Source organism: Stenotrophomonas geniculata ATCC 19374 = JCM 13324 (assembly GCF_001431625.1).
In the GTDB taxonomy this organism is placed as follows: domain Bacteria; phylum Pseudomonadota; class Gammaproteobacteria; order Xanthomonadales; family Xanthomonadaceae; genus Stenotrophomonas; species Stenotrophomonas geniculata.
In genome coordinates, this window is sequence record NZ_LLXT01000099.1 from 23,813 (window position 1) to 49,310 (window position 25,498).

The 25,498-nt window shown below is 64.6% G+C and carries 19 protein-coding genes and 1 pseudogene; 11 read left to right on the forward strand and 9 right to left on the reverse strand.

Annotation, left to right across the window (positions count from 1 at the left end; genetic code table 11):
• The gene (locus ARC63_RS09575; protein WP_057503112.1) at window positions 1-1,242 is read right to left on the reverse strand and encodes a dipeptidase; all 1,242 of its coding nucleotides are present in this window, start codon (window positions 1,240-1,242) and stop codon (window positions 1-3) included.
• Between the two features lie 138 nt (window positions 1,243-1,380).
• Entirely contained in the window at window positions 1,381-2,550 is a 1,170-nt protein-coding gene (locus ARC63_RS09580) for a class I SAM-dependent rRNA methyltransferase (protein ID WP_057503113.1), read from the reverse strand.
• A 373-nt stretch (window positions 2,551-2,923) separates the two neighbouring features.
• Between ARC63_RS09580 and ARC63_RS09585 the strand changes: the two genes are divergently transcribed.
• Window positions 2,924-3,886, forward strand: coding sequence for a TerC family protein (locus ARC63_RS09585; RefSeq protein WP_010487446.1), 963 nt, complete (start codon window positions 2,924-2,926; stop codon window positions 3,884-3,886).
• Between the two features lie 106 nt (window positions 3,887-3,992).
• Window positions 3,993-4,763 carry a rhomboid family intramembrane serine protease gene (locus tag ARC63_RS09590; RefSeq protein WP_010487444.1) on the forward strand — a complete coding sequence of 257 codons (771 nt, stop codon included), beginning with the start codon at window positions 3,993-3,995 and terminating at the stop codon, window positions 4,761-4,763.
• A 154-nt stretch (window positions 4,764-4,917) separates the two neighbouring features.
• Here ARC63_RS09590 and ARC63_RS09595 read toward each other — a convergent pair whose 3' ends face one another.
• Window positions 4,918-6,024 (reverse strand): glycerophosphodiester phosphodiesterase, encoded by a 1,107-nt coding sequence (locus ARC63_RS09595; RefSeq protein ID WP_057503114.1) that lies wholly within the window; start codon window positions 6,022-6,024, stop codon window positions 4,918-4,920.
• A gap of 194 nt (window positions 6,025-6,218) precedes the next feature.
• On the opposite strand from ARC63_RS09595, the gene ARC63_RS09600 reads away from it, so the two are divergent.
• Window positions 6,219-7,313 carry a beta family protein gene (locus ARC63_RS09600; RefSeq protein WP_228354965.1) on the forward strand — a complete coding sequence of 365 codons (1,095 nt, stop codon included), beginning with the start codon at window positions 6,219-6,221 and terminating at the stop codon, window positions 7,311-7,313.
• Here the strand turns inward: ARC63_RS09600 and ARC63_RS22780 are convergent.
• The 6 genes from ARC63_RS22780 to rpmH form a co-directional block, all read right to left on the reverse strand.
• Window positions 7,261-7,848, reverse strand: coding sequence for a sce7726 family protein (locus ARC63_RS22780; protein WP_080264262.1), 588 nt, complete (start codon window positions 7,846-7,848; stop codon window positions 7,261-7,263). The genes ARC63_RS09600 and ARC63_RS22780 overlap by 53 nt on opposite strands.
• 106 nt (window positions 7,849-7,954) lie before the next feature.
• On the reverse strand, window positions 7,955-9,304 hold the full coding sequence (gene mnmE / locus ARC63_RS09610) for a tRNA uridine-5-carboxymethylaminomethyl(34) synthesis GTPase MnmE (RefSeq protein WP_057503115.1): 1,350 nt from the start codon (window positions 9,302-9,304) through the stop codon (window positions 7,955-7,957).
• A gap of 3 nt (window positions 9,305-9,307) precedes the next feature.
• The gene (locus tag ARC63_RS09615) at window positions 9,308-11,980 is read right to left on the reverse strand and encodes a polysaccharide deacetylase family protein (protein ID WP_057503116.1); all 2,673 of its coding nucleotides are present in this window, start codon (window positions 11,978-11,980) and stop codon (window positions 9,308-9,310) included.
• A gap of 115 nt (window positions 11,981-12,095) precedes the next feature.
• Window positions 12,096-13,811, reverse strand: coding sequence for a membrane protein insertase YidC (gene yidC, locus ARC63_RS09620; protein WP_057503117.1), 1,716 nt, complete (start codon window positions 13,809-13,811; stop codon window positions 12,096-12,098).
• On the reverse strand, window positions 13,811-14,305 hold the full coding sequence (gene rnpA / locus ARC63_RS09625; protein WP_021203275.1) for a ribonuclease P protein component: 495 nt from the start codon (window positions 14,303-14,305) through the stop codon (window positions 13,811-13,813). Before rnpA ends, yidC begins: the two co-directional genes overlap by 1 nt.
• A 5-nt stretch (window positions 14,306-14,310) precedes the next feature.
• Entirely contained in the window at window positions 14,311-14,451 is a 141-nt protein-coding gene (gene rpmH, locus ARC63_RS09630; protein ID WP_005411729.1) for a 50S ribosomal protein L34, read from the reverse strand.
• A 255-nt stretch (window positions 14,452-14,706) separates the two neighbouring features.
• On the opposite strand from rpmH, the gene dnaA reads away from it, so the two are divergent.
• From dnaA to ARC63_RS09670, 8 genes and pseudogenes are all read left to right on the forward strand, one after another.
• A complete protein-coding gene (dnaA, locus tag ARC63_RS09635; protein ID WP_057503118.1) occupies window positions 14,707-16,038 on the forward strand; it encodes a chromosomal replication initiator protein DnaA in 1,332 nt (443 codons plus the stop codon).
• A gap of 275 nt (window positions 16,039-16,313) precedes the next feature.
• On the forward strand, window positions 16,314-17,414 hold the full coding sequence (gene dnaN / locus ARC63_RS09640) for a DNA polymerase III subunit beta (protein WP_005411731.1): 1,101 nt from the start codon (window positions 16,314-16,316) through the stop codon (window positions 17,412-17,414).
• A gap of 976 nt (window positions 17,415-18,390) precedes the next feature.
• Window positions 18,391-19,485, forward strand: a complete 1,095-nt coding sequence (gene recF / locus ARC63_RS09645; protein WP_057503119.1) for a DNA replication/repair protein RecF — start codon at window positions 18,391-18,393, stop codon at window positions 19,483-19,485.
• 112 nt (window positions 19,486-19,597) lie between these two features.
• Window positions 19,598-22,057, forward strand: a complete 2,460-nt coding sequence (gene gyrB / locus ARC63_RS09650) for a DNA topoisomerase (ATP-hydrolyzing) subunit B (protein WP_057503120.1) — start codon at window positions 19,598-19,600, stop codon at window positions 22,055-22,057.
• Between the two features lie 67 nt (window positions 22,058-22,124).
• A complete protein-coding gene (locus ARC63_RS09655; protein WP_010487423.1) occupies window positions 22,125-22,970 on the forward strand; it encodes a CPBP family intramembrane glutamic endopeptidase in 846 nt (281 codons plus the stop codon).
• A 71-nt stretch (window positions 22,971-23,041) separates the two neighbouring features.
• On the forward strand, window positions 23,042-23,848 hold the full coding sequence (locus ARC63_RS09660) for a M48 family metallopeptidase (RefSeq protein WP_010487422.1): 807 nt from the start codon (window positions 23,042-23,044) through the stop codon (window positions 23,846-23,848).
• Between the two features lie 132 nt (window positions 23,849-23,980).
• The gene (locus ARC63_RS09665; protein WP_010487420.1) at window positions 23,981-25,168 is read left to right on the forward strand and encodes a tetratricopeptide repeat protein; all 1,188 of its coding nucleotides are present in this window, start codon (window positions 23,981-23,983) and stop codon (window positions 25,166-25,168) included.
• A gap of 143 nt (window positions 25,169-25,311) precedes the next feature.
• Window positions 25,312-25,498 (forward strand): annotated as a pseudogene (locus tag ARC63_RS09670) (energy transducer TonB); the annotation flags it as partial.

Here is a 25,498-nt window from a genome sequence, read left to right on the forward strand (position 1 = left end):
TCAACCGCCCTGCTTTGCGGCGTACTCCTGCGCCTGGCGCATCACCCGCAGCAGGTTGCCGCCCCAGATGCCGGCGATCTGCTTCTCGGTATAGCCCTTGCGCAGCAGCCACGCGGTGATCTTCGGCAGCTGGCTGACATCGGGCAGGTCACTCAGGCCACCGCCGCCATCCCAGTCCAGGCCAATGCCCACGTGCTCGGGGCCGACCACCTTGAGGATGTGCTCGAAGTGGGCGAAGAAATCGTCCAGGCTGGCATGGCGCACTGGATGCTCGTGGTCCAGCACCTGCTCGGCCTTCAGCAGGGCAACGCCCTGTTCGATGCCCATGCCTTCCCAGCCACCCAGCTGTTTGCTCAGCGCTTCCTCGGCCTGCTTGCGCTCGGGCGTCTTTGCGGTGTCGATCAGGTAACCGCCATAGGCATTCACCTGGATCACGCCGCCGGCCTTGGCCAGCTTGCGCAGGCGCGCGTCGTCGAGATTGCGCGGGTGGTCGTAGACCGCCTTGGCCGAGCTGTGCGACAGCACGAACGGTACCGGCATCATTGCCAGCAGATCGTCGAACACCGCATCCGATGCATGTGACTGGTCGATTACGATGCCCAGCTTCACCGCCTGCCGCACCAGCTCCTTGCCGGCCGGGCTCAGGCCTTTCCATTCCGCGCCCTTGGGATCGGTGGCCGAATCGGCGAACTCGTTGTTGGCGAAGTGCACGGTACTGAGCAGGCGCAGGCCGGCGCGGTGATAGAACGAGAGCAGGCTAGGGTCTTCCACCAGCGGGCTGGCGTTTTCCATGCTGATGTAGACCACGCGCTTGCCGGCAGCCTTGATCCGCGCCGCGTCATCGGCGGTCAATGCCAGCGCGAAACGCTCGGGATTGGCGGCCAGCATTTCGCGGATCTCCAGCAGCCGCTGCAGGCCGTGGTCACGCTCGGCCAGATGGGCGGCGGCGGTGCGGTCGCCCTGGTCGGTGTAGATCGCCCAGAAACCGCCGTCCAGCGCGCCTTCGACCATGCGCGGGTAGTCCACCTGCGAGAGCGCGTTGCGGTCGTGGCGCTGCTCGATGTCGAAGCCGCTGCGGCCGAAATTGGCCGGCGTATCCAGATGGCTGTCGAGGGTGACCAGGCGCTGCTGCAGGGCCTTGGCGTGGGCCAGTTCCTGTGCGCTGAACTCGATGGCATGAGCCGACAGCGGCGCGCACAGCGCCAGGGCAAGCACGACGGACAGGTGGCGCAACGATGGCATGGGCTCTCACCGGCAATGGGAAGAGCCCGACCATAGCGCTGCGGCCGCGCATTGGGTAGCGCCGGGCCACGCCCGGCGGATCTTGAGGCTGTCAGGCAGATCAGCCGAGCATGGGCTCGGCTCTACAGCGTCCCGCGGTCAATCCACTACGCGGCAGAACACGGCCTTGAGGTAACGCGATTCCTGCACGTGCGCCATGAACGGATGGTCCGGACCGGCGCCGGCCACCTTCAGGATCTGGATCGTGCGGCCGGAGAAGTACGCCGCGCGGCGCAGCATGTCGAGGAACTGATCCTCGGCCACCAGGCCGGTGCACGAGAAGGTGGCGAACAGACCGCCCGGCTTGACCACGCCCAGCGCCAGCTTGTTCATGTCCAGGTACTTCTTCAGCGCGGTGATGACCTGGTCGCGGTCGCGGGTCATCTTCGCCGGGTCCAGGATCACCACGTCGTACTGCTCACCGCGGTTGGCGGCGTCGCGCAGCCACGGGAAGATGTCGGACTGGACGAACTTCGGGCGCACGTTGTTCAGGCGCGAATTGCCCTTGGCGATCTGGATCACATCCTCGTCGATGTCGATGCCGATCACTTCCGAAGCACCACGCGCCGCCGCGTACACGGCAAAACCGCCGGTGTTGCAGCACAGGTCGAGTACGCTCTTGCCTTCCACCTGCTGGCTCAGCCATTCGCGGTTCTCGCGCTGGTCGGCAAAGAAACCGGTCTTGTGCGCACCGGCCGGGTCGGCGCGGAACTTGATGCCGTACTCGGTGATCACCGACGCTTCGGTGGTGGTGTTGCCGTGGAAGTCGAAACTTTCCTGCTTCTGCACGTGCTCGTCGGCGAAGCTGTGGAAGCGACAGCCCGGGAACTGCTCGCGCAGGGCGTCGTAGATCCACTCGCGATGGCGGAACATGCCGGCGGCGAAGAACTCGACCACCACCAGATCACCGTAGCGGTCGACCACCAGGCCGGACAGGCCGTCGCCTTCGCTGTGCACCACGCGCCAGGCATCGGAGACCGCATCGAGCTTGAGCACCTCACGGCGCAGCGACACCGCCTGGGCGATCTTGCGCGAGAACCAGCCGGCATCCACCGGCACGTTCTGATCGGTTTCGAGGATGCGCACGGCGATGCGCGAGTGCCCGTTGTAGAACCCGCGGCCAATGAACTCACCATCGATGCCGACGACGTCGACGATGGAACCGGGCTTGGGCCGGACGGTCGGCTTCTCGACCAGTTTCTGGAAGATCCACGGGTGGCTGGAACGCCACGCATTCTTGAGGCGGACAATCGGAAGGGGGGTATTCATCCACCTATTGTAAACCGGGCGCCGGGGTCGGATTCCCGCAGCGGCTCTGACCCGGGCCGGCATCCCAACAAAGGTGGGCATCTACCAGAGCGGGGGCGCGGAGCCCGCTTGGGGATCCGACCCCAGTGCAGGGGCATTTGACGGCGGCCCGGCCAGGCCGCAGAATCGGCGTCAGAAGGGGAGTAGCTCCCAGACGTTGTCGCCGTCATTTCGAGCCCGCAGGCTCCGGTGCAACGGCAGTTCCAGCCGACTGGGACTGCGAGCGAGACCTTCGCCGTACTGGCGAAGCTCTGTCCCTGGATCCCCCTCCCGATCCTCCGTTGCAGATCCTCGCCGTCCGGCCTGGCATTCATCTTTCCAACGGACATTCCCAATGCAGACGATCGGTAACGTGTGGTTGTGGGGCGGCTTCGCAGCGGTGGTGGTCATCGCCCTGCTGGTCGACCTCGTGTTGATGCGCCATGGTGGACCGCACAAGGTCACCTTCAAGGAGGCCCTGTGGTGGTCCATCGGCTGGGTCGCGCTGGCCCTGCTGTTCAATGCGGGCCTCTGGTACTACCTGAATGAGACCGCCGGCCAGGTGGTGGCCAACAAGGTCGGCCTCGAGTTCCTGACCGGCTACCTGGTCGAAAAGGCGCTGGCGGTCGACAACATCTTTGTCTTCCTGATGATCATGAGCTACTTCGCGGTGCCGGAGGAACAGCGCCAGAAGGTGCTGATCATCGGCATCCTGGGTGCGATCGTGCTGCGTACGATCATGATCTTCGCCGGCAGCGTGCTGATCAGCCAGTTCCATTGGCTGCTCTACGTGTTCGGTGCCTTCCTGCTGTTCACCGGCTGGAAGATGTGGTTCGCCGCCGGCCAGGAGCCGGACCTGGAGACCAACCCGGCCCTGCGCTGGATGCGCAAGCACCTGCGCCTGCTGCCGGACTACGCGGGCAACGCGCTGAGCGTGAAGCGCGATGGCGTGCGCTGGTTCACCCCGCTGTTCGCGGTGCTGATCCTGATCGCAGTCACCGACGTGATCTTCGCGGTGGACAGCATCCCGGCGATCTTCGCGATCACCACCGACCCGTTCATCGTGCTCACCTCCAACGTGTTCGCGGTGCTGGGCCTGCGTGCGATGTTCTTCCTGCTGGCCGGCATGGCCGACCGCTTCCACCTGCTGCCGTATGGCCTGGCACTGGTGCTGGGCTTCATCGGCATCAAGATGATGATCATCGACCTGTTCAAGATCCCGACCCCGGTGTCGCTGGGCGTGGTGGCGGTGATCATCGCCGCCACCGTGGTGCTGAGCCTGAAGTACCCGCCGAAGGAAGGCGAAGGCCAGGCCTGAGCCCGACCCGCTGGATGGCGCGGCCGGTGGGATTGTCCCGCCGGCCGTTTCCACTCTCCCGCCGCGGTGGCCTTGGTTTCACGCCAACCACCGCCATTGCTGAGGTATGAACAACAACGCGCCCCTGCCCGCTGGCGACGTGCCGGCCCCCCGCAATGACCGCTCGCGCATCCTGCGGGCGTTCAATGCCAGCCTGGCTGCCGTGCTGGTGCTGGTGGCCGTGTTCGCGCTGCAGGGCACGTTCGACTGGCGACCGTGGGCGGTCGCGCCGCTGGAAGCCAAGGGCCTGCTTGGCCTGATCGGCGGCCCGATGCTGCATGCCTCGGTCGAGCACATCGTCGCCAACAGCATTGCGATCCTGATCCTCGGCACGCTGGCCGGCAGCGTCTACCCGAAAGCCACCGTTCGCGCGCTGCCCCTGCTGTGGCTGGGCTCGGGCATCGGCGCGTGGATGCTTGGCAATCCGGGCAGCGTGCACCTGGGCGCCAGTGGCGTGACCCATGGCCTGATGTTCCTGCTGGCCAGCCTGGGCCTGCTGCGCCGCGATCGCGCGGCGATTGCCACCGGCCTGATCGGCATGCTGTTCTACGGCGGCATGCTGATGACCATCCTGCCGCACGCCGACGGCGTGTCCTGGCAGTCGCACATGGGCGGCGCCTTCGCCGGCATCATCGCCGCGCTGCTGTTCCGCAACGCCGACCCGCTGCCGCCGCGTCCGCGCTACAGCTGGGAAGACGAGGAAGAAGACATCGAACCGCTGCCCGACGACGAGCTGGAGCCGCCGTCACCGCAGCGCGTGCCGGTGCTGTGGCAACCGCGCGAAGGACAGGATTACGTGGTGATCCCGTTCCGCCGGCCGGACGAGCCGCGCAGCTAGGTGACGGTAGTGCCGGCCGCTGGCCGGCAACCTCATGACCCAGTAGTGGCCGACCTTGGTCGGCGCGGTTGTTGTGTGCCAACCAAGGTTGGCATCTACCAGAGCACACCGGCACCCCGGGTAGCGCCGGCCCATGTCCGGCCGCGTTGATCGCTCAGTTCCCTGCCGCGCCCGTGCCATCCACCGCCTGCCTGCCCAGTGCCGGGTCGTCGGTGAAGAAGGCATCGATGCCGGTGGCCAGGTAGGCACGCATTTCGGCGATCGATCCCTCTGCATTGCGCGCGTTGTCGGCCCCCTTGCGCAGGTTGCTGGCCTGGAAGTGGTTCTCCGGGCGGAAGGTGTACGGAATCACCATCAGGCCCACCGCATGCGCATCGCGCACCAGCGTGGTCGGCGTGCCCAGTGCGCCCTTGTCATCCAGCGGAATGATCGAGCGCAGCTCCGGGCCGATGCTGTCGGCGTAGCTGGCGATATCCTTCAATCCGGCCGGCGTCATCATCTGCGCGTAGGTCAGCGTGCCACCGGCCTTGGCGATGTCGGCCGGCTGGGTGTCGCCCTTCCACAGCAGCTGCAGCAGGCGGATGTTGCTGCCACGCGGGATCTTGCCGCGCAGGTAACGCAGGTTGGCGGTCTCGAACGACTGGATGGTGACCGGGCCGACGTTGGTATAGGCGTTGCCGCGCAGCGCGGCCAGCAGCTTGTCTTCCATCGGCAGGCCGATCGACTGGAAGTAGGTCGGGTGCTTGATCTCCGGCACCAGGCCGATGCCGCGGTTGGCGCGGCCGGCCTGCTGGACCAGGAAGGCCAGAATCTCGTCCAGGCTGGCGATGCGGAACTGGCCGTCGTAGGCGGTGCTGCGCAGCTCCGGCAGGCGCTCGCGCGCGTACAGGGTCTTCAGCTCGGCCAGGGTGAAGTCCTCGGTGAACCAGCCGTCGACCTTCTGCCCGTCGATGACCTTGCTGGTGCGGCGGCTGGCGAACTCCGGATGCGAGGCGACGTCAGTGGTGCCACCGATCTCGTTCTCGTGGCGGGCCACCATCACCCCGTCCTTCGTCATCACCAGGTCCGGTTCGATGTAGTCGGCGCCATCGGCGATCGCCTGGGCGTAGGCCGCCAGGGTGTGCTCCGGCAACAGCGCGCTTGCGCCGCGATGGCCGTAGACCGACACCTTGTGCGCGGCCGGGGTGGAGGATTCAGCACTCATGGCCACCGATGGTGCCACGGCCAGCGACAACAGCAACGCACAACCCCACGACTTCACTGCGACTTCCCCAAGCGGTATGTGATGGGCGTCAGTATGCGGCGGCAATGTGACAGGTGGGGGACCTGGGATCGGATCCCCGCAGGGGCTCCGACCTGAGCGCTCCCCCCATTCTTCAAACAATTCTGATTGAAGCGCCGCACGACCCGCGACTAGCCTCGGATGACCAACAGCGAAGTTGTCAGGGGCAGATCATGAAACAACCGATGTACATGCCGATTCTCAAATGGCGACAGGGAGAGTATCTCGCGGTGGGTCGTACCAGCGAAGGAGTCAAGGATGGGATCTATCCCCTGTTCGAGATCCCGATCGAGCAGTGGGACTTCGAGAACGATGCACCGGCCAAGTCACTCGATGACCACCTGAAGAACGTAGGCAGGCGTCTGAGCAGTAACTGGAAGGCGCGGCGCTGCCTGTTCGATTCGCCCTATCTTGCCGGTGACGACACCATGGCGGACGGCCAGCACCATCTGGAGCGGATTTTCGACCTCACTCGCACCGCAGGATGCCAGGCCATTCCCGTGACCGGCATTGACCGGCATGTCGACTACCAGCAGGCGGTGGCACGCATTGTCGCCCGCGATGATCGTGGCTGCGGATTACGGCTGGTGCCGGATGATCTTGAAGGAGGGCGCCTGGCCCGGATCTCAGGGTTGCTGAAACTGTTGGGCGTGGTATCAGGTCAGGTGGACCTGATCCTCGACAGCTCGACCGATGTCGCCGACTCGCCCACGCTGCAGGCATCGACCTGGCAGGCATGGATTGCGGCCGTTCCGGATCTGGCCGACTGGAGATCGATCACCCTCGTGGGGGGTAGTTTCCCTGCCAGCCTGAGCCCCTCTTCAAGCTATCGCCCACATGGCGATGTGAACCGCCGGGAATGGCGCGCGTACACGCGGCTAGCCCGCATGCACTCTGAACGAATGCCGTGGTTTGGTGACTATGGCTGCGCTTCTCCACAGACGGAATTGATGGATCCTCGCCTGTTCGACCCCAACGCCAAGATCAAGTACACGATCGATGATCAGTGGCGGATCGTTGTAGGTACCCAGATCAAGCGCAACGGCCGCGACCAGTACCGTGATCTGTGCCGGCACCTGGTCTCCGATCTGCCGGTGGTCTTCATGGGGCGCGGCTACAGCTGGGGCGATGCGTACATCGAAGACTGCGCAAACAGTGTCACCAGTACCGGGGGAAGCTCGACCTGGCCAACGGTGGCGACCAACCACCATATGACTAAGGTTGTTCGCGACCTCGCCAGTCTGACCGGCGCTTCAACTGTTCCCTGACCAGCGCACGGATTTCCGCAAGACTGTAGAGCTCCGACAGACGTTCACATAGCGCTGCGCGGTTGCCGCGCAGCGCTGATTTTTCAGGCGTCCGCCTGCCGATCAGAGCAGAAATTTCATCGCGCCAGAGCAGTGCTGCGACGGCCGTCGCGCTCACTGATGGATTGAGTTTTGCAGGCCTCACTAGTTCCAGCCTCACTGCGTTGCGCGCTCCACGTGATGCCAGCCTGACCCCCCACCAAGCAGGCAACGTATCCAGGGCATGGTCCAAATGGCGCTTGCCCACCACGATCGTCGCCTTGTCGAGGACATCGGAGTAGAACTGCTGCTGCAATGGAAGTCTCCGCAGGGTGTCTACATCACTCTTGATCTCGTAGCCGTGCAGATGGCCATTGATGACACAGACATCGACCCGGCAGGCGCCGCGCGCAAGCCCCATTTCCTCCACCACAAGCGTGTTCGGATTTGCGACATGCTCAGCAATGACCTTGCCCAGCAGAGCTGATCGCACGTCACTGTCGGTTATCGGGTTCATGGCGGGAATGATATCAAGGAGGTGTCGCGTACAGGATTGAAACCCCCAGCCGTCAGTCATGAGTAAGCGAGGCGGTCAGAGCCCCTTCGGGAATCTGACCTCGGCCCTACTTCCCGATGCAGAAACTGGAGAAGATCCTTCCAAGCAGGTCATCGGCACTCATCTGCCCGGTGATCTCGCCCAGCGCGTCATGCGCCAGCCGTAGTTCCTCAGCAGCCAGTTCCAGGTGCTCATGCGCCAGCTCGCCATCGGCGCGCTGCACGTGTTCCTGCGCACGCTCGATTGCATCCACATGCCGCGTGCGCGCCGAGAACTCGCCATCCACCTGCTCCCCTGCCCCGGCCGATGCGATCGAACGCAGGCGCGCGTGCAGATCCTCCAGGCCGGCACCGGTCGCAGCGGAGACGAACACGCGGTCCGGATCGTCCAGCGCCGGCAGCACATCGAGCAGATCCGATTTGTTGTGGATGTAGACCTTGTGCGGCACCGCTGCCACGGCCTCGCCCAGCGCGGCTTCACCCGCCGCCGGATCGCGCGCATCCAGCACGATCAGGGCCAGGTCGGTGCGCGCGATCTCCACATGGGCGCGGCGCATGCCTTCGCGTTCGATGGCGTCACCGCCGTCGCGCAGGCCGGCGGTGTCGACCAGGGTCAGCTCCAGGCCATCCAGGCGGATGGTCTCGCGCAGGGTGTCGCGGGTGGTGCCGGCGATGTCGGTAACGATGGCGCGCTCGCTGCCGGCCAGCGCATTGAGCAGTGAACTCTTGCCGGCATTCGGCGGACCGATCAGCACGGCATGCAGGCCATCGCGCAGGCGACGGCCACGTTCGGCGTCGCGGCGCAGCAGGGCCAGGTCGCTGCGCGCCTGTTCCAGGCCACGCCGCACCTGCGCGCCACCGAGGGTATCCAGCGGTTCGTCGGCGAAGTCGATGGCCGCTTCCACATGGATGCGCAGCAACACCAGCTGTTCGACCACGGCGTCGATGCGGCGCGAGAACACGCCGTCCAGCGAGCGACGTGCCGCGCGCGCCGCGCGGTTGTCGCCGGCCGCGATCAGGTCGGCGATGGCTTCGGCCTGGGCCAGGTCGAGCTTGCCGTTGAGGAACGCGCGTTCGCTGAACTCGCCCGGCCGCGCCTGGCGCGCACCGAGCGCGATGCAGCGCGCGACCAGTTGCTGCAGCAGGACCGGACTGCCGTGGCCCTGCAGTTCCACCACCTCTTCGCCGGTGAAGCTGTTCGGTGCCGGGAACCACAGCACGATGCCATCGTCGATGACCTCGCCATCGGCGTCGCGCAGGCGTGCGTAGTGCGCATGGCGCGGGCGCAGTGCAGGCGCACCCAACGCGTTGGCGATGGCCGCTGCGCGCGGACCGGACAGGCGCAGCAGGCCGACACCGCCCGCGCCGGGGGCACTGGCGATGGCCACGATGGTATCGGCGCGGATTGCATCATTCATGGCTCAGAGTTTCTCCAGCTGCGCCCGTGCCTGCGCGGCACCACTGCCCTGCGGCTGCAGCGCCAGGTAGGTGGTGTAGGCCTGCTTCGCCTTCGCCTTGTCGCCTGCGTTGAAGTAGGCATCGCCCAGGTTGAGATAGGCCACGGCGCGCGAGGGGTCGATCTTCAGTGTGTTCTCCAGCCAGCGCGCCGCTTCGGCATAGCGCTGCTGGCGGTAGTACACGAAGCCGAAGTTGTTGGCCGCCTGGGCGAAGTCCGGGCGCAGCTTCAGTGCCTCGGTGAACTGGGCTACCGCTTCGTCGTACTGCTTCTCGCGGTACAGCTGCAGGCCGCGGTCATTGGCCTGCTGCGCGCGCTGGCGGTCGGAGGCCGGGCCGGCGGTGGGCACCACCAGCTTGGCCTTGCCGCCCTGCAGGTCGGCCACCGTCACCGGCGCCTGGCTGCCCTTGGCTTCGCTGGCGGCTTCAACCTTGTTGTTCAGTGCGATTGCATCGGCGGTCAGCTGGCGCGTATCGGCGTTGAGGAATTCCTGGCTGTCGGGCACCTGGAACACGAACTCGCCGCCCTGCGAACCCGGCAGGCTGCCGAAGGCCGGGGTCTGGTGCGAAACGGCTGAGACGGCCGGCGCCACGTAGGCGGCCAGTTCGGTACCGGTGATCAGGCCATCGCCGTTGAGATCGCCCTTGCCAGCCAGCGCCTGCAGCAGCACCCAGGTGAACACCGAGTGGCCGTTCGGGCCGGCATCGGCCACCTGCTGGTCGGCGCCGCCGGCGGTCAGCATCTGCCGTGCGCTGCGACGTGCGTTCTCGCGCAGGAACGACGACGAAGAAGGGCCACCACGGGTCAGGCCCAGGCCGCTGTAGCAGGCATCCATCACGAACATCACGTGCTTGGCCTGCATGCTCTCGGCAATGTTCTGGATGTCGGTCATTGCGATGGCGTCGGTGGCGAACTCCTTCGGGTCCGAATCCACCGGAATGATGTAGCCCAGGTCACGCCCGGAGGCGAGTTGGCGGGTGGCGCCGTGGCCGGCAAAGAACACGAACACGCGGTCGTTCTTTCCGGTGCGATCATCGGCCAGGCGGTCGTGGAAGGCGGCCAGGATGTTGTTGCGCGTGGCCTGCTCGTTCTTCAGCACGATCACCTGCGAAGACGGGAAGCCGAACTGCCCGGTCAGGGTATCGGCCACCGCCTGCGCATCGTGGCTGGCGTATTCCAGCTTTGGCCACTTGGCGTAGTTGTCGATGCCGACCACGATCGCCCACGACTTCTCGTAGCCGGTGGTGACGGTGGCGGCGCTGGTGTCACCCTTGCGCGCGCGGGCGACGGTGAAGTCGCGGCCATTCCACCCGGCGAACTGGTAGCCATCAGCGATCAGCCGGTCGAGGATCTGCGGCAATGCCTTCACCGCACGGTCGTGGATGTCATGGAACAGGATGATGCCGCGCTGTTCCTTGTTCACCTGGTCGAGCACGCGCTGCACGATCGATTCCGGCACCGGGTCGGCCCAGTCCATCGAATCGATGTTCCACATGATCGACTTCAACCCGGCTTCGTTGAGCAGCTGCAGGCCTTCGGCATTACGCGCGCCATAGGGGAAGCGGAACAGCGGCGCGCGCTTGCTGTCGACATCCTTCAGCAGCGTGTCGGTGTCCAGCACCTGCTGGCGCAGCGCATCGCCGGTGGTACGCGACAGCTGCGCATGGGTCAGGCTGTGGTTGCCGACGGCGTAGCCCTCTTCCATCAGGTTGCGGCTGATCTTCGCCATCGGCCCGAGGCTGACCTTGCCGTCGGTCTCGACCTTGCCGAGGTTGCGGCCGACCTCGAAGAACACGGCCGGTACGTCGTAGCGCTTGAGGATGGCCACCACTTCATCGGTATAGGCCTTGTGCGGGCCATCGTCGAAGGTCAGCACCACCGTCTTCGGCGGCAGGTCGCGGCCGAAGATCTCGCGGTCGCTGTCCTTCATCGACATCGGGTACGGCTCGATCACGCCGTAGTCGCGCAGGATCGCTTCGCGGCTGTAGTCCTTGTGCAGGTGCGCGATGTAGTCGTCCCACTTCTCGCGCTTCAGTTCGATGGCACGGGTGCGCTCGAAGCGGCTGAAGATGCGGGTCAGTTCCTGGTTGTAGTTGCGCTCGATCTCGTCCAGCGCCTCCAGGTCTTCGCCAATGCGCTGGTGCAGCTTCACTGCCGGCAGCGACGAATCGGTGCCGACGCGCTCATGCAGATCGCGCAGCACTTCTCGGAAGGCCAAGCGGTCGGCGTCGAACAGCTCCGGCGCCGATTCGATGTAGTCCAGCACGGTGCCGAGGGTGGCGAAGCGCTGCGGGCTGCTACCACGCAGCAGCGTGTCGAACTGCGCGGCAATGGCGCTGCGCTGTTCCAGGCCGTCGTGGAACAGCTGCTGGCCGATGCGGGTGGAGGTGCTGCGATCGGCCGCCGACTGCTGTTCCTCATCGGCCAGCAGCACGACGATCCGGCGATAGCCATCGAGCTGCTTCTGCAGCGCGGCCAGCAACGGCGCCGCGGCCGGATCGGCGGCGGCCGCGGCCTGCGCGCTGGGCTGGGTGACGGTGGTCGCCGGCGCCTTCGCATCCTTGTCGCCACAACCGGCAACGACCAGGGTCAACAACAGCGAGGGCAGGAACAGGCGGAACGACGACGCACGCGGCATGGCGGACTCGATGGATGCAGGATCGGTGTGCCGGCGATTCTAACGCCGGATGCGAAAAGCCCGCCTTGCGGCGGGCTTCTGCTGGGGTCAGCCGGCCAGCGGCCGGCTCTACCGATTACTTCTTTTTGACCGGGGCCGGCGCGGTGGTGGCCGGGACCGGCTCGCCGCCATGGCGCTTGGTCATCCACCACTGCTGCAGCAGGCCCAGGCCGCCGTTGACCACCCAGTACAGGACCAGGCCGGACGGCATGAAGGCCATCATGACGCCGAACACCAGCGGCATGAACTGCATCATCTTCTGCTGCATCGGGTCCATGCCCGGTGCCGGGGTCAGCTTCTGGGTGAACCACATCACCGCTACGTTGATCACCGGCAGGATGAAGTACGGGTCGCGTGCGGTCAGGTCCTGGATCCAGCCGAACCAGGGCGCCTGGCGCAGTTCGACCGATTCCACCAGCACCCAGTACAGGGCGAAGAAGATCGGCATCTGGATGAGGATCGGCAGGCAGCCGCCCATCGGATTGATCTTTTCCTTCTTGTACAGCTCCATCATCGCGGTCTGGAACTTCTGGCGGTCGTCGCCATAGCGTTCCTTCAGCTGCGCGATGCGCGGCTGGAAGCGACGCATCTTCGCACCGCTCTTGTACTGGGTCGCCGACAGCGGGTACAGCACCAGCTTCAGCAGCACCACCAGGCCGACGATCGCCCAGCCCCAGTTGCCCACCAGCTTGTGCACCTGGTTCAACACCCAGAACAGGCCCTGGCCGATCACCGCCATCATCGAGAAGCGGCTGTAGTCGACCACGCGGTCCAGGCCCGGCACATCTTCCTTGGCGATCAGGTTGACCAGCTTCGGGCCGACCCACAGGCGGGCTTCGGTGCTCGTGGACTGGCCCGGCGCCACGGTGAAGGCCGGGCCACGCGCTTCGATCAGGTCACGACCGGCCACCTGCGACAGCACGTAGTGTGCGGTCTGGTCCTTCTGCGGGATCCAGGCAGTGAAGAAGTGGTGCTGCAGCATCGCCAGCCAGCCGCCGGTGATGTTCTGGTTCAGCGTGCCGTCTTCCAGGTAGTCCTTGAACGCACGACGCTGGTACTTCTTGTCGTTGTCGTACCAGGTGGCACCGTTGAAGCTGAAGGAATCCGGGTTGGTCATGCTCCGCGACAGGATGGTCGGGGTGCGGTCCAGGGTGCGATAGACGTAGCCGTTCCAGGGAGCGGCACCAGTGTTGCTGACTTCGTCCTTGAAGCGCACGGCGTACTCGTTGCGCGAGACGGTCAGGGTGCGCTTGATGGTCACGCCGTTGTCGGCGGCCCACACAAACGGGATCTGCAGCTCGTTCTGGCCCTTGGCCAGCACGAAGTCCTTGGTGTCACCCACCAGCTTGAAGCCGTCAGCGCCGGGGACCGGGGTGTTCTTGTCTTCGCTGGCCCAGCCACTGATCGCGCTGTACGGATGCGCGGGGTCTTCGGTCAGCAGGCGGACCGGCGGGCTGCCTTCGTCCTTGGTCTGCGGGAACTGCAGCAGCTCGGCGTCGAGCACGCGGCCGCCATCGAGCACCAGGCGCAGGACGTCGGTGGTGACGGTCACGCGCTGGCTGGCGGGGGTGGCGCTGGCCTGCGCCTGCACGGCGGCCTGGCCGGGCGCACCCGGAACCTGGGCGCTGGGGATGGCGCCCGGGGTTGCGCCCGGAACGCTCTGTGCAGCGGCCGGGGCCGACGTGGTCGTCGGTGCCGGGGTCGGAGCAGCCTTTTCACGGCTCCACTCCATCCACAGCAGCACGGCCACCATCAGCCAGGCAAAAATGAGGAATACGCGGGTCTGGTTCATCAGCGGACAGGCTCGGCGGGGCCGGGACGCGATGCCGGCTCGGTCAAAGAAGGAGTTGCGATGCCATCAGGCGGCGGCATTGTGCCGTCCACGCCCGGCGTGGGCAATGCACGCAGGCGACGCAGCAGGCGCAGGAAGGCCTGGCGGATCTCGTCGTTGCTGGCGGAACGCGCAGCACTACGAGCCACGACGACGAAGTCGCCTGGCTGGATGTCGGTACGTGTCTGACGCAGGATGTCGCGCAGGACGCGCTTGATCCGGTTACGCCCGACGGCGTTCGGATCAACCTTGCGGGAAACCGCCAGACCCAGCCTGGCCGGCCGGTCAGCCGGCAGCCAGTGCAGGGTCATCAGCGGATCGGACACACGGCGGGCGCCGTTGAAGACCGTTGAGTATTCGGCACGCGTGCGAACCCGCGCAGAGCGAGGGAATCGCTTGCGCGGGTCTGCAGTATTCACTGTCGAAGGGATTGCGTCTGCCGCGATGTGCGGCATGGCAATCAGGCGCTCAGGACTTTGCGGCCCTTGGCGCGGCGACGCGACAGGATCTTGCGGCCGTCAGCGGTCTTCATACGGGCACGGAAGCCGTGGTCGCGCTTACGCTTGAGGTTGCTGGGCTGGTAGGTGCGCTTCGTGGCCATTGGGGGCCTCTCGTATGAATGGGACGGAAAGAACCGGAAATTCTAGAGAGGTACCCCGCCCCAAGTCAACCCCTGGCAACTACGCGAATTCACTGGGCTGTGCAATAGCTGTGGATGTTTTTGTGAATAAGTAGGGGACAAGCATTCCGAAGGCGGGCGCTCGGTGGTAGTCTGAGCCATCCATTTCCCCCCTTTCCGGCCTGTGTTTGGGCGCCTTGTCGCGTCCATGCCCCGGCCACCGGACGATTATTGCTGATGGATGCTTGGTCCCGTAGTCTCGAGCGCCTCGAAGCGGAGTTCCCGCCGGAAGACGTTCATACCTGGTTGAAGCCGCTGCAGGCCGATCTGCGCGTGGACAGCCTGGTGCTGTATGCACCGAATGCCTTCATCGTCGACCAGGTCCGCGAGCTGTATCTGGCCCGGATCCGCGAACTGCTGGCGCATTTCGCCGGCTTCAGCGACGTTTTTCTTGAAATCGGCTCGCGCCCGCGCCCTGTGGAGGCGCAGAACGCGCCGGTTTCCACGTCATCGGCGCATGTGTCCAGCGAACCGCAGGTGCCCTTCGCCGGCAACCTGGACAATCACTACACGTTCGCCAACTTCGTGGAAGGCCGCAGCAACCAGCTGGGCCTGGCCGCCGCCTTCCAGGCAGCGCAGAAGCCGGGCGACCGCGCGCACAATCCGCTGCTGCTGTACGGAGGCACCGGCCTGGGCAAGACCCACCTGATGTTCGCTGCCGGCAACGCCATGCGCCAGGCCAATCCGGGCGCGAAGGTGCTGTACCTGCGTTCTGAACAGTTCTTCAGCGCGATGATCCGGGCCCTGCAGGAAAAGACCATGGATCAGTTCAAGCGCCAGTTCCAGCAGGTCGACGCGCTGCTGATCGATGACATCCAGTTCTTCGCCGGCAAGGACCGCACCCAGGAAGAGTTCTTCCACACCTTCAACGCGTTGTTCGATGGCAAGCAGCAGATCATCCTGACCTGTGACCGCTATCCGCGCGAAGTCGAGGGCCTGGAAGCGCGCCTGAAGTCGCGGCTTGCCTGGGGCCTGTCGGTCGCGATCGAACCGCCGGACTTCGAGACCCGCGCCGCGATCGTGCTGGCCAAGGCACGCGAACGCGGTGCCGAGATTCCCGATGATGTTGCGTTCCTGATCGCCAAGAAGATGCGCTCCAACGTGCGCGACCTCGAGGGTGCGCTGAATACCCTGACCGCCCGCGCCAATTTCACCGGCCGCGCGATCACCACCGAATTCGCCCAGGAAACCCTGCGCGACCTGCTGCGCGCCCAGCAGCAGGCGATCAGCATTCCCAACATCCAGAAAACCGTGGCCGACTACTACGGGCTGCAGATCAAGGATCTGCTGTCCAAGCGTCGGACCCGCTCACTGGCACGTCCGCGCCAGGTCGCCATGGCCCTGACCAAGGAACTGACCGAGCACAGCCTGCCCGAGATCGGCGACGCCTTTGCCGGTCGCGATCACACCACGGTGCTGCATGCCTGCCGCCAGATCCGGACCCTGATGGAAACCGACGGCAAGCTCCGCGAGGACTGGGACAAGCTGATCCGGAAGCTGAGCGAATGATGCACGGATGCCGATGAGGCGTCATCGCACAAAACGGTGCAGAATCCGGTAGCAAGCGCGGGACACGTTGTGGATAACAATGGCGTTTGAAATCGCTCCGAATTTATCCACAGCTTTCCCCACCCCCTGGGGGTCGGTAATACAGAGGGTTTCGAGGTCTGAAATTCTTTTATTTACAAAGACTTAGCGTTATTTTCCAGCGATTCTGTCTCTACCAGCACCACCAAGCTTTTGATTTATTCCACATTTTTTAAAGCATAGGGGCACGGAACCACATGCGTTTCACACTGCAGCGCGAAGCCTTTCTCAAGCCGTTGGCACAGGTCGTCAACGTGGTCGAACGCCGCCAGACCCTTCCGGTTCTGGCCAATTTCCTGGTCCAGGTGCAGAACGGCCAGCTGTCGCTGACCGGTACCGACCTGGAAGTGGAGATGGTGTCGCGGATCGCGGTTGAAGACGCCCAGGACGGCGAAACCACCATTCCCGCCCGCAAGCTGTTCGAGATCATCCGCGCCCTGCCCGACGGCAGCCGGATTACCGTCTCGCAGACCGGTGACAAGATCACCGTGCAGGCCGGTCGCAGCCGCTTCACCCTGGCTACCCTGCCGTCCAATGACTTCCCGTCGGTGGACGAAGTGGAAGCCACCGAGCGCGTGGCCATCGGCGAAGCGACCCTGAAGGAGCTGATCGAGCGCACCGCGTTCGCGATGGCCCAGCAGGACGTGCGCTACTACCTCAACGGTCTGCTGTTCGACCTGCGTGGCGATGCACTGCGCACCGTTGCCACCGACGGCCACCGTCTGGCCCTTTGCGAAACCGACCTGGCCAAGCCCAGCGGTTCGAAGCGCCAGATCATCGTGCCGCGCAAGGGCGTGACCGAGCTGCAGCGCCTGCTGGAAAGCGGCGATCGCGAAATCGAGCTGGAAGTCGGCCGCAGCCACGTCCGCGTCAAGCGCGACGATGTCACCTTCACTTCGAAGCTGATCGATGGCCGTTTCCCGGACTACGAAGCGGTGATCCCGATCGGTGCCGACCGTGAAGTGAAGGTGGATCGTGAAGCACTGCGTGCCTCGCTGCAGCGCGCCGCGATCCTGTCCAACGAGAAGTACCGCGGCATTCGCGTGGAAGTCTCGCCGGGCAACCTGAAGATCAGCGCGCACAACCCGGAACAGGAAGAAGCTCAGGAAGAGATCGAGGCCGACACCACGGTCAGCGATCTGGCCATCGGCTTCAACGTGAACTACCTGTTGGATGCCCTCTCCGCCCTGCGCGACGAGGAAGTGATCATCCAGCTACGCGACTCCAACTCCTCGGCGCTGGTGCGTGAATCCAGCAGCGAGAAGTCGCGCCACGTGGTGATGCCGCTGCGTCTCTGACGGAAACGCTGTTTCACGTGGAACCCAGAAGCGCCCGGGACCTCCCGGGCGTTTTTTTATGTTCCACGTGGAGCATTGTCGAAACGGATCGTAGAAATCCTGGACGTGCCCTGCTCGGCCCCACACCAACTCGATCTCGCTTGCTCGAAGCAACTCGGAATCCAGAACGTTGGGAATTCGTCTTGCAGTGCTCGTCGGGCTCCATGCGATCTGGGTTCTGGCAGCGAGCGCTTCGCATGTCCCACTTCGTTGTCCTGATCTTCAATGGTGGAAGCAGCAGATCATCTTCCCCGGGAGGAGGTCCTTCGCTTCTGCAAACGGCACTGACCACTGGCCGGCTCGGGGGCACACTTGGGCAATCCTAGCTTCTAAATCTGGGTATAAATCTAAAGCATGGTGGTGATGGTAGAGCCATATTTCGTGGAGAAATGCATTATCTGTTTGTTTTTAAAGGGATTTATGAGCCTGAAACCCCCTGTATAGAGGGCCCTCTGGCTGGGGGGGAACCTGTGGATAGTTTTCAGCGCTTAGCAAAAGGACTTTTTTATCCACAGATTGCCCATACCTTGTGTATAAGTCATACATGCCTCCTGTGGACAGTGTGGAACTAGCGTCCTGGATTTCTTGAAATCTGTGGAACCCTCCAAGGCATCGGATCGCAGATTTGAAGGAATCGGCGGGGTCATCCGTCGGAACCACCCGCGAGGTGTCCCGCGATGGCCCTGCAGTGCTCATGAAATCGGCGAAATCTGAGGGCCTGGACTCTGGAACCCCGCGCAGATTTGAAGAAATTTCGGGCCGTTCCTGCCCGGAACGGGCGCGTCACCCGCATTCCACGTGGAACGCGTCCATCGATGGGTGCAGAAGCTGCACCTTCGGCTCGACCGGCCTGCCGGCGCGCCCGGCTTGACCGATGCAGTAAGCTGATGGATTCCCTGCCCCTCTACCGCCTCGTGCGGATGGTCTTTCGCGCCCCATGCAGATCCGCCGCCTCGCCTTGCATCAACTGCGTCGCTTCAGTGCGGTGGACCTGTCGCCCCAGCCAGGATTGAACCTGCTGACCGGCGACAACGGTGCCGGCAAGACCAGCGTGCTCGAAGCCCTGCACCTGATGGCCTATGGGCGCAGCTTCCGTGGTCGAGTGCGCGACGGTCTGGTGCGTCAGGGCCAGGAAGCGCTGGAAATCTTCGTGGAATGGGACGAACAGCGTGCCAATCACCCGCCGCACCGCCGAAAAGCCGGGCTGCGCCACAGTGGCCAGGACTGGAAGGGGCGATTGGACGGCGAAGATGTCGCGCAGCTGGGTAATCTCTGCGCAGCACTGGCCGTGGTGACGTTCGAGCCCGGGAGCCATGCACTGGTCAGTGGTGGTGGCGAACCCCGCCGCCGCTTCCTCGATTGGGGCTTGTTCCACGTGGAACCGGATTTTCTGTCCTTGTGGCGCCGCTACTCCCGGGCGCTGAAGCAGCGCAACGCCCTGCTCAAGCAGGGCGGGCCGTCGCGGATGCTCGATACCTGGGATCACGAGCTGGCCGAGGCCGGAGAACCGCTGACCAGCCGCCGCCAGCACTACCTGGAGCGTCTGCAGCAGCGCACTGCGGCTTTGGCCGCCAGCCTGGCGCCGCAACTGGGCATCCACGGACTGGACCTGAGTCCTGGATGGCGGCGGCATGAGCTTCCCTTGGCCGATGCCCTGCTTCTGGCCCGGGAACGTGACCGGCAGGCCGGGTATACCTCGGTCGGCCCGCACCGGGCGGACTGGAGTGTGGATTTCCACAGCATTCCGGGGCGTGATGCACTGTCCCGCGGCCAGGCCAAGCTGACGGCATTGGCGTGCCTGCTGGCACAGGCCGAGGACTATGCGGAACAGCGCGGCGAATGGCCGGTGATCGCGCTGGATGATCTGGCTTCGGAACTGGATCGCACCCACCAGGCGCGGGTATTGGAGCGCCTGCTCAATGGCCCGGCACAGATCTTCATCACCGCCACCGAAACCCCGGCGGCGCTGCAGGAACTGACCCACATCGCCCGGTTCCACGTGGAACATGCACAGATCGTGGCTGTGCCATAGTGGGCACACCAGGGCCGCTCGACCCCGGCTGGTATAATTCGGGTTGGAATCCTTTCATTCTCGGCGCATCGCCCCAAGCGGTGGCCGACCTGCGGAGCCTACGGCAAGCGCAATGAGCGACGAACAGAACACCCCGGCAAACAACGGCAATTACGACGCCAACAGCATTACCGCCCTGGAAGGCCTGGAGGCTGTCCGCAAGCGTCCAGGCATGTACATCGGCGACGTGCATGACGGTACCGGTCTGCACCACATGGTGTTCGAGGTCGTCGACAACTCGATCGACGAAGCGCTGGCCGGCCACGCCGACCATGTTGCAGTGACGATCCACGCCGACGGCTCGGTCTCGGTGTCCGACAACGGCCGCGGCATTCCGACCGGCAAGCACGAGCAGATGAGCGCCAAGCTCGGCCGCGAAGTGTCTGCGGCCGAAGTGGTCATGACCGTCCTGCACGCGGGCGGCAAGTTCGACGACAACAGCTACAAGGTTTCGGGCGGCCTGCACGGCGTCGGCGTCAGCGTGGTCAACGCGCTGTCGCAGAAGCTGCTGGTGGACGTGTTCCAGAACGGCTCCCATTACCAGCAGGAATTCAGCAACGGCGCAGCCGTGACCGCGCTGGCCAAGCTGGAAGCCACCACCAAGCGTGGCACCACCGTGCGTTTCTGGCCGTCCACCGTCGCCTTCCACGACAACGTGGAGTTCCACTACGACATCCTGGCCCGCCGCCTGCGCGAGCTGTCGTTCCTGAACTCCGGCGTCAAGATCGTCCTTGCCGACGAGCGTGGTGATGGCCGTCGCGATGATTTCCACTACGAGGGCGGCATCCGCAGCTTCGTGGAGCATCTGGCCCAGCTGAAGACTCCGCTGCACCCGAACGTCATCTCGGTCACCGGCGAGCACAACGGCATCGTGGTGGACGTGGCGCTGCAGTGGACCGACTCCTATCAGGAGACGATGTACTGCTTCACCAACAACATTCCGCAGAAGGACGGCGGTACCCACCTGGCCGGTTTCCGCGGTGCGTTGACCCGGGTGCTCAACAACTACATCGAGCAGAACGGCATCGCCAAGCAGGCCAAGATCAACCTGACCGGCGACGACATGCGCGAAGGCATGATCGCGGTGCTGTCGGTGAAGGTGCCGGACCCGAGCTTCTCCAGCCAGACCAAGGAAAAGCTGGTCAGCTCCGACGTGCGTCCGGCGGTGGAAAATGCCTTCGGTGCGCGCCTGGAAGAGTTCCTGCAGGAAAACCCGAACGAAGCCAAGGCGATCGCCGGCAAGATCGTCGATGCCGCCCGTGCACGTGAAGCTGCGCGCAAGGCCCGCGACCTGACCCGCCGCAAGGGTGCGCTGGATATCGCTGGCCTGCCGGGCAAGCTGGCCGACTGCCAGGAAAAGGATCCGGCACTGTCCGAACTGTTCATCGTCGAGGGTGACTCGGCAGGTGGCTCGGCCAAGCAGGGCCGCAACCGCAAGAACCAGGCGGTGCTGCCGCTGCGCGGCAAGATCCTCAACGTGGAACGCGCGCGCTTCGACCGCATGCTGTCCTCCGACCAGGTCGGTACGCTGATCACCGCGCTGGGCACCGGCATCGGCCGTGACGAGTACAACCCGGACAAGCTGCGGTACCACAAGATCATCATCATGACCGACGCCGACGTCGACGGCGCCCACATCCGCACCCTGCTGCTGACGTTCTTCTACCGTCAGATGCCGGAGCTGATCGAGCGCGGTTACGTCTACATCGGCCTGCCGCCGCTGTACAAGATCAAGCAGGGCAAGCAGGAGCTGTACCTGAAGGACGACCCGGCGCTGGACAGCTACCTGGCCAGCAGCGCAGTGGAAAACGCTGCACTGGTGCCGGCCACCGGCGAGCCCGGCATCGAAGGCCTTGCGCTGGAGAAGCTGCTGCTGGCCTACGCGGCCGCGCTGGATTCGATCGAGCGCAACGCACATCGCTACGACCGCAACCTGCTTGAAGCGCTGGTCGATTTCGTACCGATGGACCTGGAAAGCCTGCGCGCTGCCGGTGAAGGCGAGAGCCTGGATGCACTGGCCAAGCGCCTCAACCAGGGCAGCCTGGGCAGCCCGCGCTTCACGCTGGAACTGCAGGAAGCCAACGACGAGCGCCCGGCCGCTGTGCTGGTGACCCGTCGCCACATGGGTGAACAGCACATCCAGGTGCTGCCGATGTCGGCCTTCGAAAGCGGCGAACTGCGCGCAATCCACCAGGCATCGAAGCTGCTGCACGGTCTGGTCCGCGAAGGCGCGACCATTTCCCGCGGTGCCAAGTCGATCGAAGTCAACAGCTTTGCCAAGGCACAGAACTGGCTGCTCGAGGAGGCCAAGCGCGGCCGCCAGATCCAGCGATTCAAGGGCCTGGGTGAAATGAATCCGGAGCAGCTGTGGGACACCACGGTGAATCCGGAAACCCGTCGACTGCTGCAGGTGCGCATCGAAGACGCTGTCGCTGCTGACCAGATCTTCAGCACGCTGATGGGCGATGTCGTCGAACCGCGTCGCGACTTCATCGAAGACAACGCGCTGAAGGTCGCAAACCTGGATATCTGACACAATCGGGACACGGCCGGTGCGCGGGGAGGCGCGCCGGCCTTCGACTCTTGAACACAGGTACCTGATGTCCGCATCCGCCCCGGTTTCCGCTCCGCCCCCGGTTCCGCCGGCTTCTGCCGCGCCGCGTGCCGTTTCGCCGTTGGCGGGGTTCTTCATCGACCTGGGCATCGCCGCCGTCACCCTGTTCGGCCTGAGCCTGATCAGCGGCCTGCTGTGGGGCCTGTACCGTGGCGTGGTGGTCGGTTACGCGAACGCACAGGCCGGCGCTGGCGCACCCGAGGCCAGTTCGGTAGCGGCGTCACTGGGCCAGCCCGGCGCGCTTGCGCAGATTCTCATGGCGCTGTTTGCCACCGGCGGCGCCGCGCTGCTGCTGTACTTCTGGCGACGTCCGGCCAACACGGCCGAGCGCCACGCGTCGCGCCAGGCGCTGCGCCGTCCCTCCACCTGGGGCTGGACCCTGCTGGTGGCGACCCTGATCGTGCTCGGCAGCAATGGCATCGCCTTCCTGGCCAAGCAGTTCGGTATCGAGCCGGTTCCCACCAACCTGGCGCTGATGCAGAGCGCGATCGCGCGCTTCCCCTTGTTCCTGGTGCTGTTCGCGGTGGTACTGGCACCGGCCTACGAGGAGCTGCTGTTCCGCCGCGTGCTGTTTGGCCGCCTGTGGAAGGCCGGGCGTCCGTGGCTGGGCGTGGTACTGAGCAGCCTTGCTTTTGCCCTCATCCATGAAATCCCTGGCACCAGCGCCAACGGCCCGGCCGAGATCGCGCAGCTGTGGCTGGTCTATGGCGGCATGGGTGCTGCGTTCTGCTGGTTGTACCAGCGCACCGGTACGCTCTGGGCCGCGATCGCCGCGCACGCGCTGAACAACGGTGTGGCGCTTGCCGCACTTGTGTTCTTCGGGGCAACGTAACGCCGTGTCCGCTTGACGAAAGATTAAGCCGCTACGCTACACACTGCGCATATGAACACGGGGGTGGATCCATGAAACAACTGCTGCTGGCCCTTGTCATCACCACTCTGGTCAGCGCCTGCGCGACCACGACCTCCCCTACCGGCCGCCGGCAGATGGTGGGCGGGGTGTCGCAGGCGCAGCTGGATCAGCTCGGCGCTCAGGCGTTCGCCGAAACCAAGCAGAAGGAAAAGATCAGCACCGACGGCCGCCAGAACGGTTACGTGCAGTGCGTGGTCAATGCCCTGGTCGCGCAGTTGCCGCCTCAATACCGTGGCGTACGGTGGGAGACGGCGGTGTTCGTCGACAAGGAGCCCAACGCCTTCGCCCTGCCCGGCGGCAAGGTCGGCGTGAACACTGGCATCTTCACCGTCGCCAAGAACCAGGATCAGCTGGCTGCCGTAATCGGCCATGAAATCGGCCACGTCATCGCCCGCCACCACGAGGAGCGCATCACCCGGCAGATGGGCGCGCAGACCGGGCTGGCCGTGCTCGGTGCGCTGGCCGGCGCGGCCTACGGCGAAGGCGCTGCCAGCACCGTCAACCAGCTTGGTGGCATGGGCGCGCAGACCGCCTTCCTGCTGCCCGGTTCACGCACCCAGGAAAGCGAGGCCGACGTGATCGGCCAGCGACTGATGGCCCAGGCCGGCTTCAACCCGGCGCAGGCGGTCGACCTGTGGCAGAACATGATGGCTGCCAGTGGCGGTCGCAGCCCACAATGGCTGTCCACCCACCCCGACCCAGCCAACCGGATCCAGGAACTGCGACGCGATGCACCGGCTCTGACGCCGGTCTATCAGCAGGCGCAGGCGGCCGGGCTGCGGCCAAAGTGCGGATGAGTGCGCATTTCTATGCTGTATTGCAGCACATAAAACGATTTCTCACGCCATCTGTTTCTGATACGTTTGGCGGCTCAGATTTTTCTGACAGTCCGACTTTGCCGCTAACCGGCGGTTCGATCGAGGTGAACGATGATTTTCCGTAACCACAAAGCTGTGCTTTCCGTCCTCGTCGCGACCGCCCTGACCGGCGCCGTGGTCACCGATGCCTTCGCGCAGTCCTCGCGTTCCTCCGAGCGTGGCAACCGCGGCGGCAAGCAGGCCAAGGCCGAAGCGCTGTACCCGAACGCGACCCGCGAGGAGCCGACCGTCAAGGCATCGGCCAAGCTGGGCAGCAAGCTGCAGAAGATGATCGACAGCTACAACAAGGAAAAGTTCCCGGAGACGCGCACGCAGGCCGACGCGATCCTCGCTGACAGCGCCGCGAACGAGTACGACAAGTCGCTGGCCGCGCAGCTGGCCTCGCAGGCCGCCTACCAGACCGACGACACGCCGGCTGCCGTTGCCTACCTGAAGCAGGTCCTGCAGTTCAACGGCCTGGACAACAACGGCCACTTCCAGTCGATGCTGATGCTGGGCCAGCTGCAGCTGCAGGAAGACCAGACCGCCGAAGGCCTGGCAACCCTGGACAAGTACTTCGCCGAGAGCAAGTCGACCAAGCCGGAAGAACTGATCGCCAAGGGCCAGGCGCTGTACCAGCTGGAGCGCTACCAGGAAGCGATCCCGGTGCTCAAGCAGGCCATCGCCGGTGCCACCGAACCGAAGGACAACTGGAACCAGCTGCTGATGGCGGCCCTCGCCGAAGCCGGCCAGTCCGGCGAAGCGGTGAAGGAAGCCGAGGCCCTGGCCGCCAAGAACCCGAACGACAAGAAGGCCCAGCTGAACCTGGCCAGCATGTACATGCAGGCCGACCAGATGGAAAAGGCTGCCGCGGTGATGGACAAGCTGCGCAGCAGCGGCCAGCTCACCGAAGAGCGCGAGTACAAGCAGCTGTACTCGATCTATGCCAACACCGAACACAAGGAAAAGGACGTCATCGCGGTCATCAACGAAGGGTTGCAGAAGGGCATCCTGAAGCCGGATTACCAGGTCTACCTGGCGCTGGCCCAGTCCTACTACTACTCCGACCAGGTGCCGCAGGCGATCGATGCGTGGCAGAAGGCTGCCCCGCTGTCCAAGGACGGTGAGACCTACCTGAACCTGGCACGCGTCCTGCATGCCGAAGGTCGCATCCCGGAGGCCAAGCAGGCCGCCCAGCAGGCGCTGGCGAAGGGTGTGAAGAACCAGGCTGATGCCAAAAAAATCATCAACCTGAAGTAAGTAGGAATAACGCCTGAATGCCTGCACAGTTGATGCGCAGGCGCTCAGGATTGGTATAAGCTTGGAGGTTCCTGCGGTGTCATGCACCGCTGATCAGGGATTCCGCCCCCGGCATCCCGGCCCCACTATTGAGCTCTTGGCGCATGACGGAACAACTAGTCGTTCACCGGTACGAACAACCCGATGACAAGGGGCTGAGCTGGCCTCGCATCGTCGGCATCGCGTTTGTAATTGCCCTGCATCTGGCCGCGTTCATGATGCTCCTGATCCCCGCCGTGGCTCCCAAGGCCGTGGCTGAGAAGGAGCGCAACGTCATGGTGACGATCGTCG

Excerpts from the sequence above, each read along its gene's own strand:
- ARC63_RS09575 (WP_057503112.1), bottom strand. The coding sequence starts at position 1,242 with ATGCCATCGTTGCGCCACCTGTCCGTCGTGCTTGCCCTGGCGCTGTGC.
- ARC63_RS09580 (WP_057503113.1), bottom strand. The coding sequence starts at position 2,550 with ATGAATACCCCCCTTCCGATTGTCCGCCTCAAGAATGCGTGGCGTTCC.
- ARC63_RS09585 (WP_010487446.1), top strand. The coding sequence starts at position 2,924 with ATGCAGACGATCGGTAACGTGTGGTTGTGGGGCGGCTTCGCAGCGGTG.
- ARC63_RS09590 (WP_010487444.1), top strand. The coding sequence starts at position 3,993 with ATGAACAACAACGCGCCCCTGCCCGCTGGCGACGTGCCGGCCCCCCGC.
- ARC63_RS09600 (WP_228354965.1), top strand. The coding sequence starts at position 6,219 with ATGAAACAACCGATGTACATGCCGATTCTCAAATGGCGACAGGGAGAG.
- ARC63_RS22780 (WP_080264262.1), bottom strand. The coding sequence starts at position 7,848 with ATGAACCCGATAACCGACAGTGACGTGCGATCAGCTCTGCTGGGCAAG.
- mnmE (WP_057503115.1), bottom strand. The coding sequence starts at position 9,304 with ATGAATGATGCAATCCGCGCCGATACCATCGTGGCCATCGCCAGTGCC.
- ARC63_RS09615 (WP_057503116.1), bottom strand. The coding sequence starts at position 11,980 with ATGCCGCGTGCGTCGTCGTTCCGCCTGTTCCTGCCCTCGCTGTTGTTG.
- yidC (WP_057503117.1), bottom strand. The coding sequence starts at position 13,811 with ATGAACCAGACCCGCGTATTCCTCATTTTTGCCTGGCTGATGGTGGCC.
- rnpA (WP_021203275.1), bottom strand. The coding sequence starts at position 14,305 with ATGCCGCACATCGCGGCAGACGCAATCCCTTCGACAGTGAATACTGCA.
- rpmH (WP_005411729.1), bottom strand. The coding sequence starts at position 14,451 with ATGGCCACGAAGCGCACCTACCAGCCCAGCAACCTCAAGCGTAAGCGC.
- dnaA (WP_057503118.1), top strand. The coding sequence starts at position 14,707 with ATGGATGCTTGGTCCCGTAGTCTCGAGCGCCTCGAAGCGGAGTTCCCG.
- dnaN (WP_005411731.1), top strand. The coding sequence starts at position 16,314 with ATGCGTTTCACACTGCAGCGCGAAGCCTTTCTCAAGCCGTTGGCACAG.
- recF (WP_057503119.1), top strand. The coding sequence starts at position 18,391 with ATGCAGATCCGCCGCCTCGCCTTGCATCAACTGCGTCGCTTCAGTGCG.
- gyrB (WP_057503120.1), top strand. The coding sequence starts at position 19,598 with ATGAGCGACGAACAGAACACCCCGGCAAACAACGGCAATTACGACGCC.
- ARC63_RS09655 (WP_010487423.1), top strand. The coding sequence starts at position 22,125 with ATGTCCGCATCCGCCCCGGTTTCCGCTCCGCCCCCGGTTCCGCCGGCT.
- ARC63_RS09660 (WP_010487422.1), top strand. The coding sequence starts at position 23,042 with ATGAAACAACTGCTGCTGGCCCTTGTCATCACCACTCTGGTCAGCGCC.
- ARC63_RS09665 (WP_010487420.1), top strand. The coding sequence starts at position 23,981 with ATGATTTTCCGTAACCACAAAGCTGTGCTTTCCGTCCTCGTCGCGACC.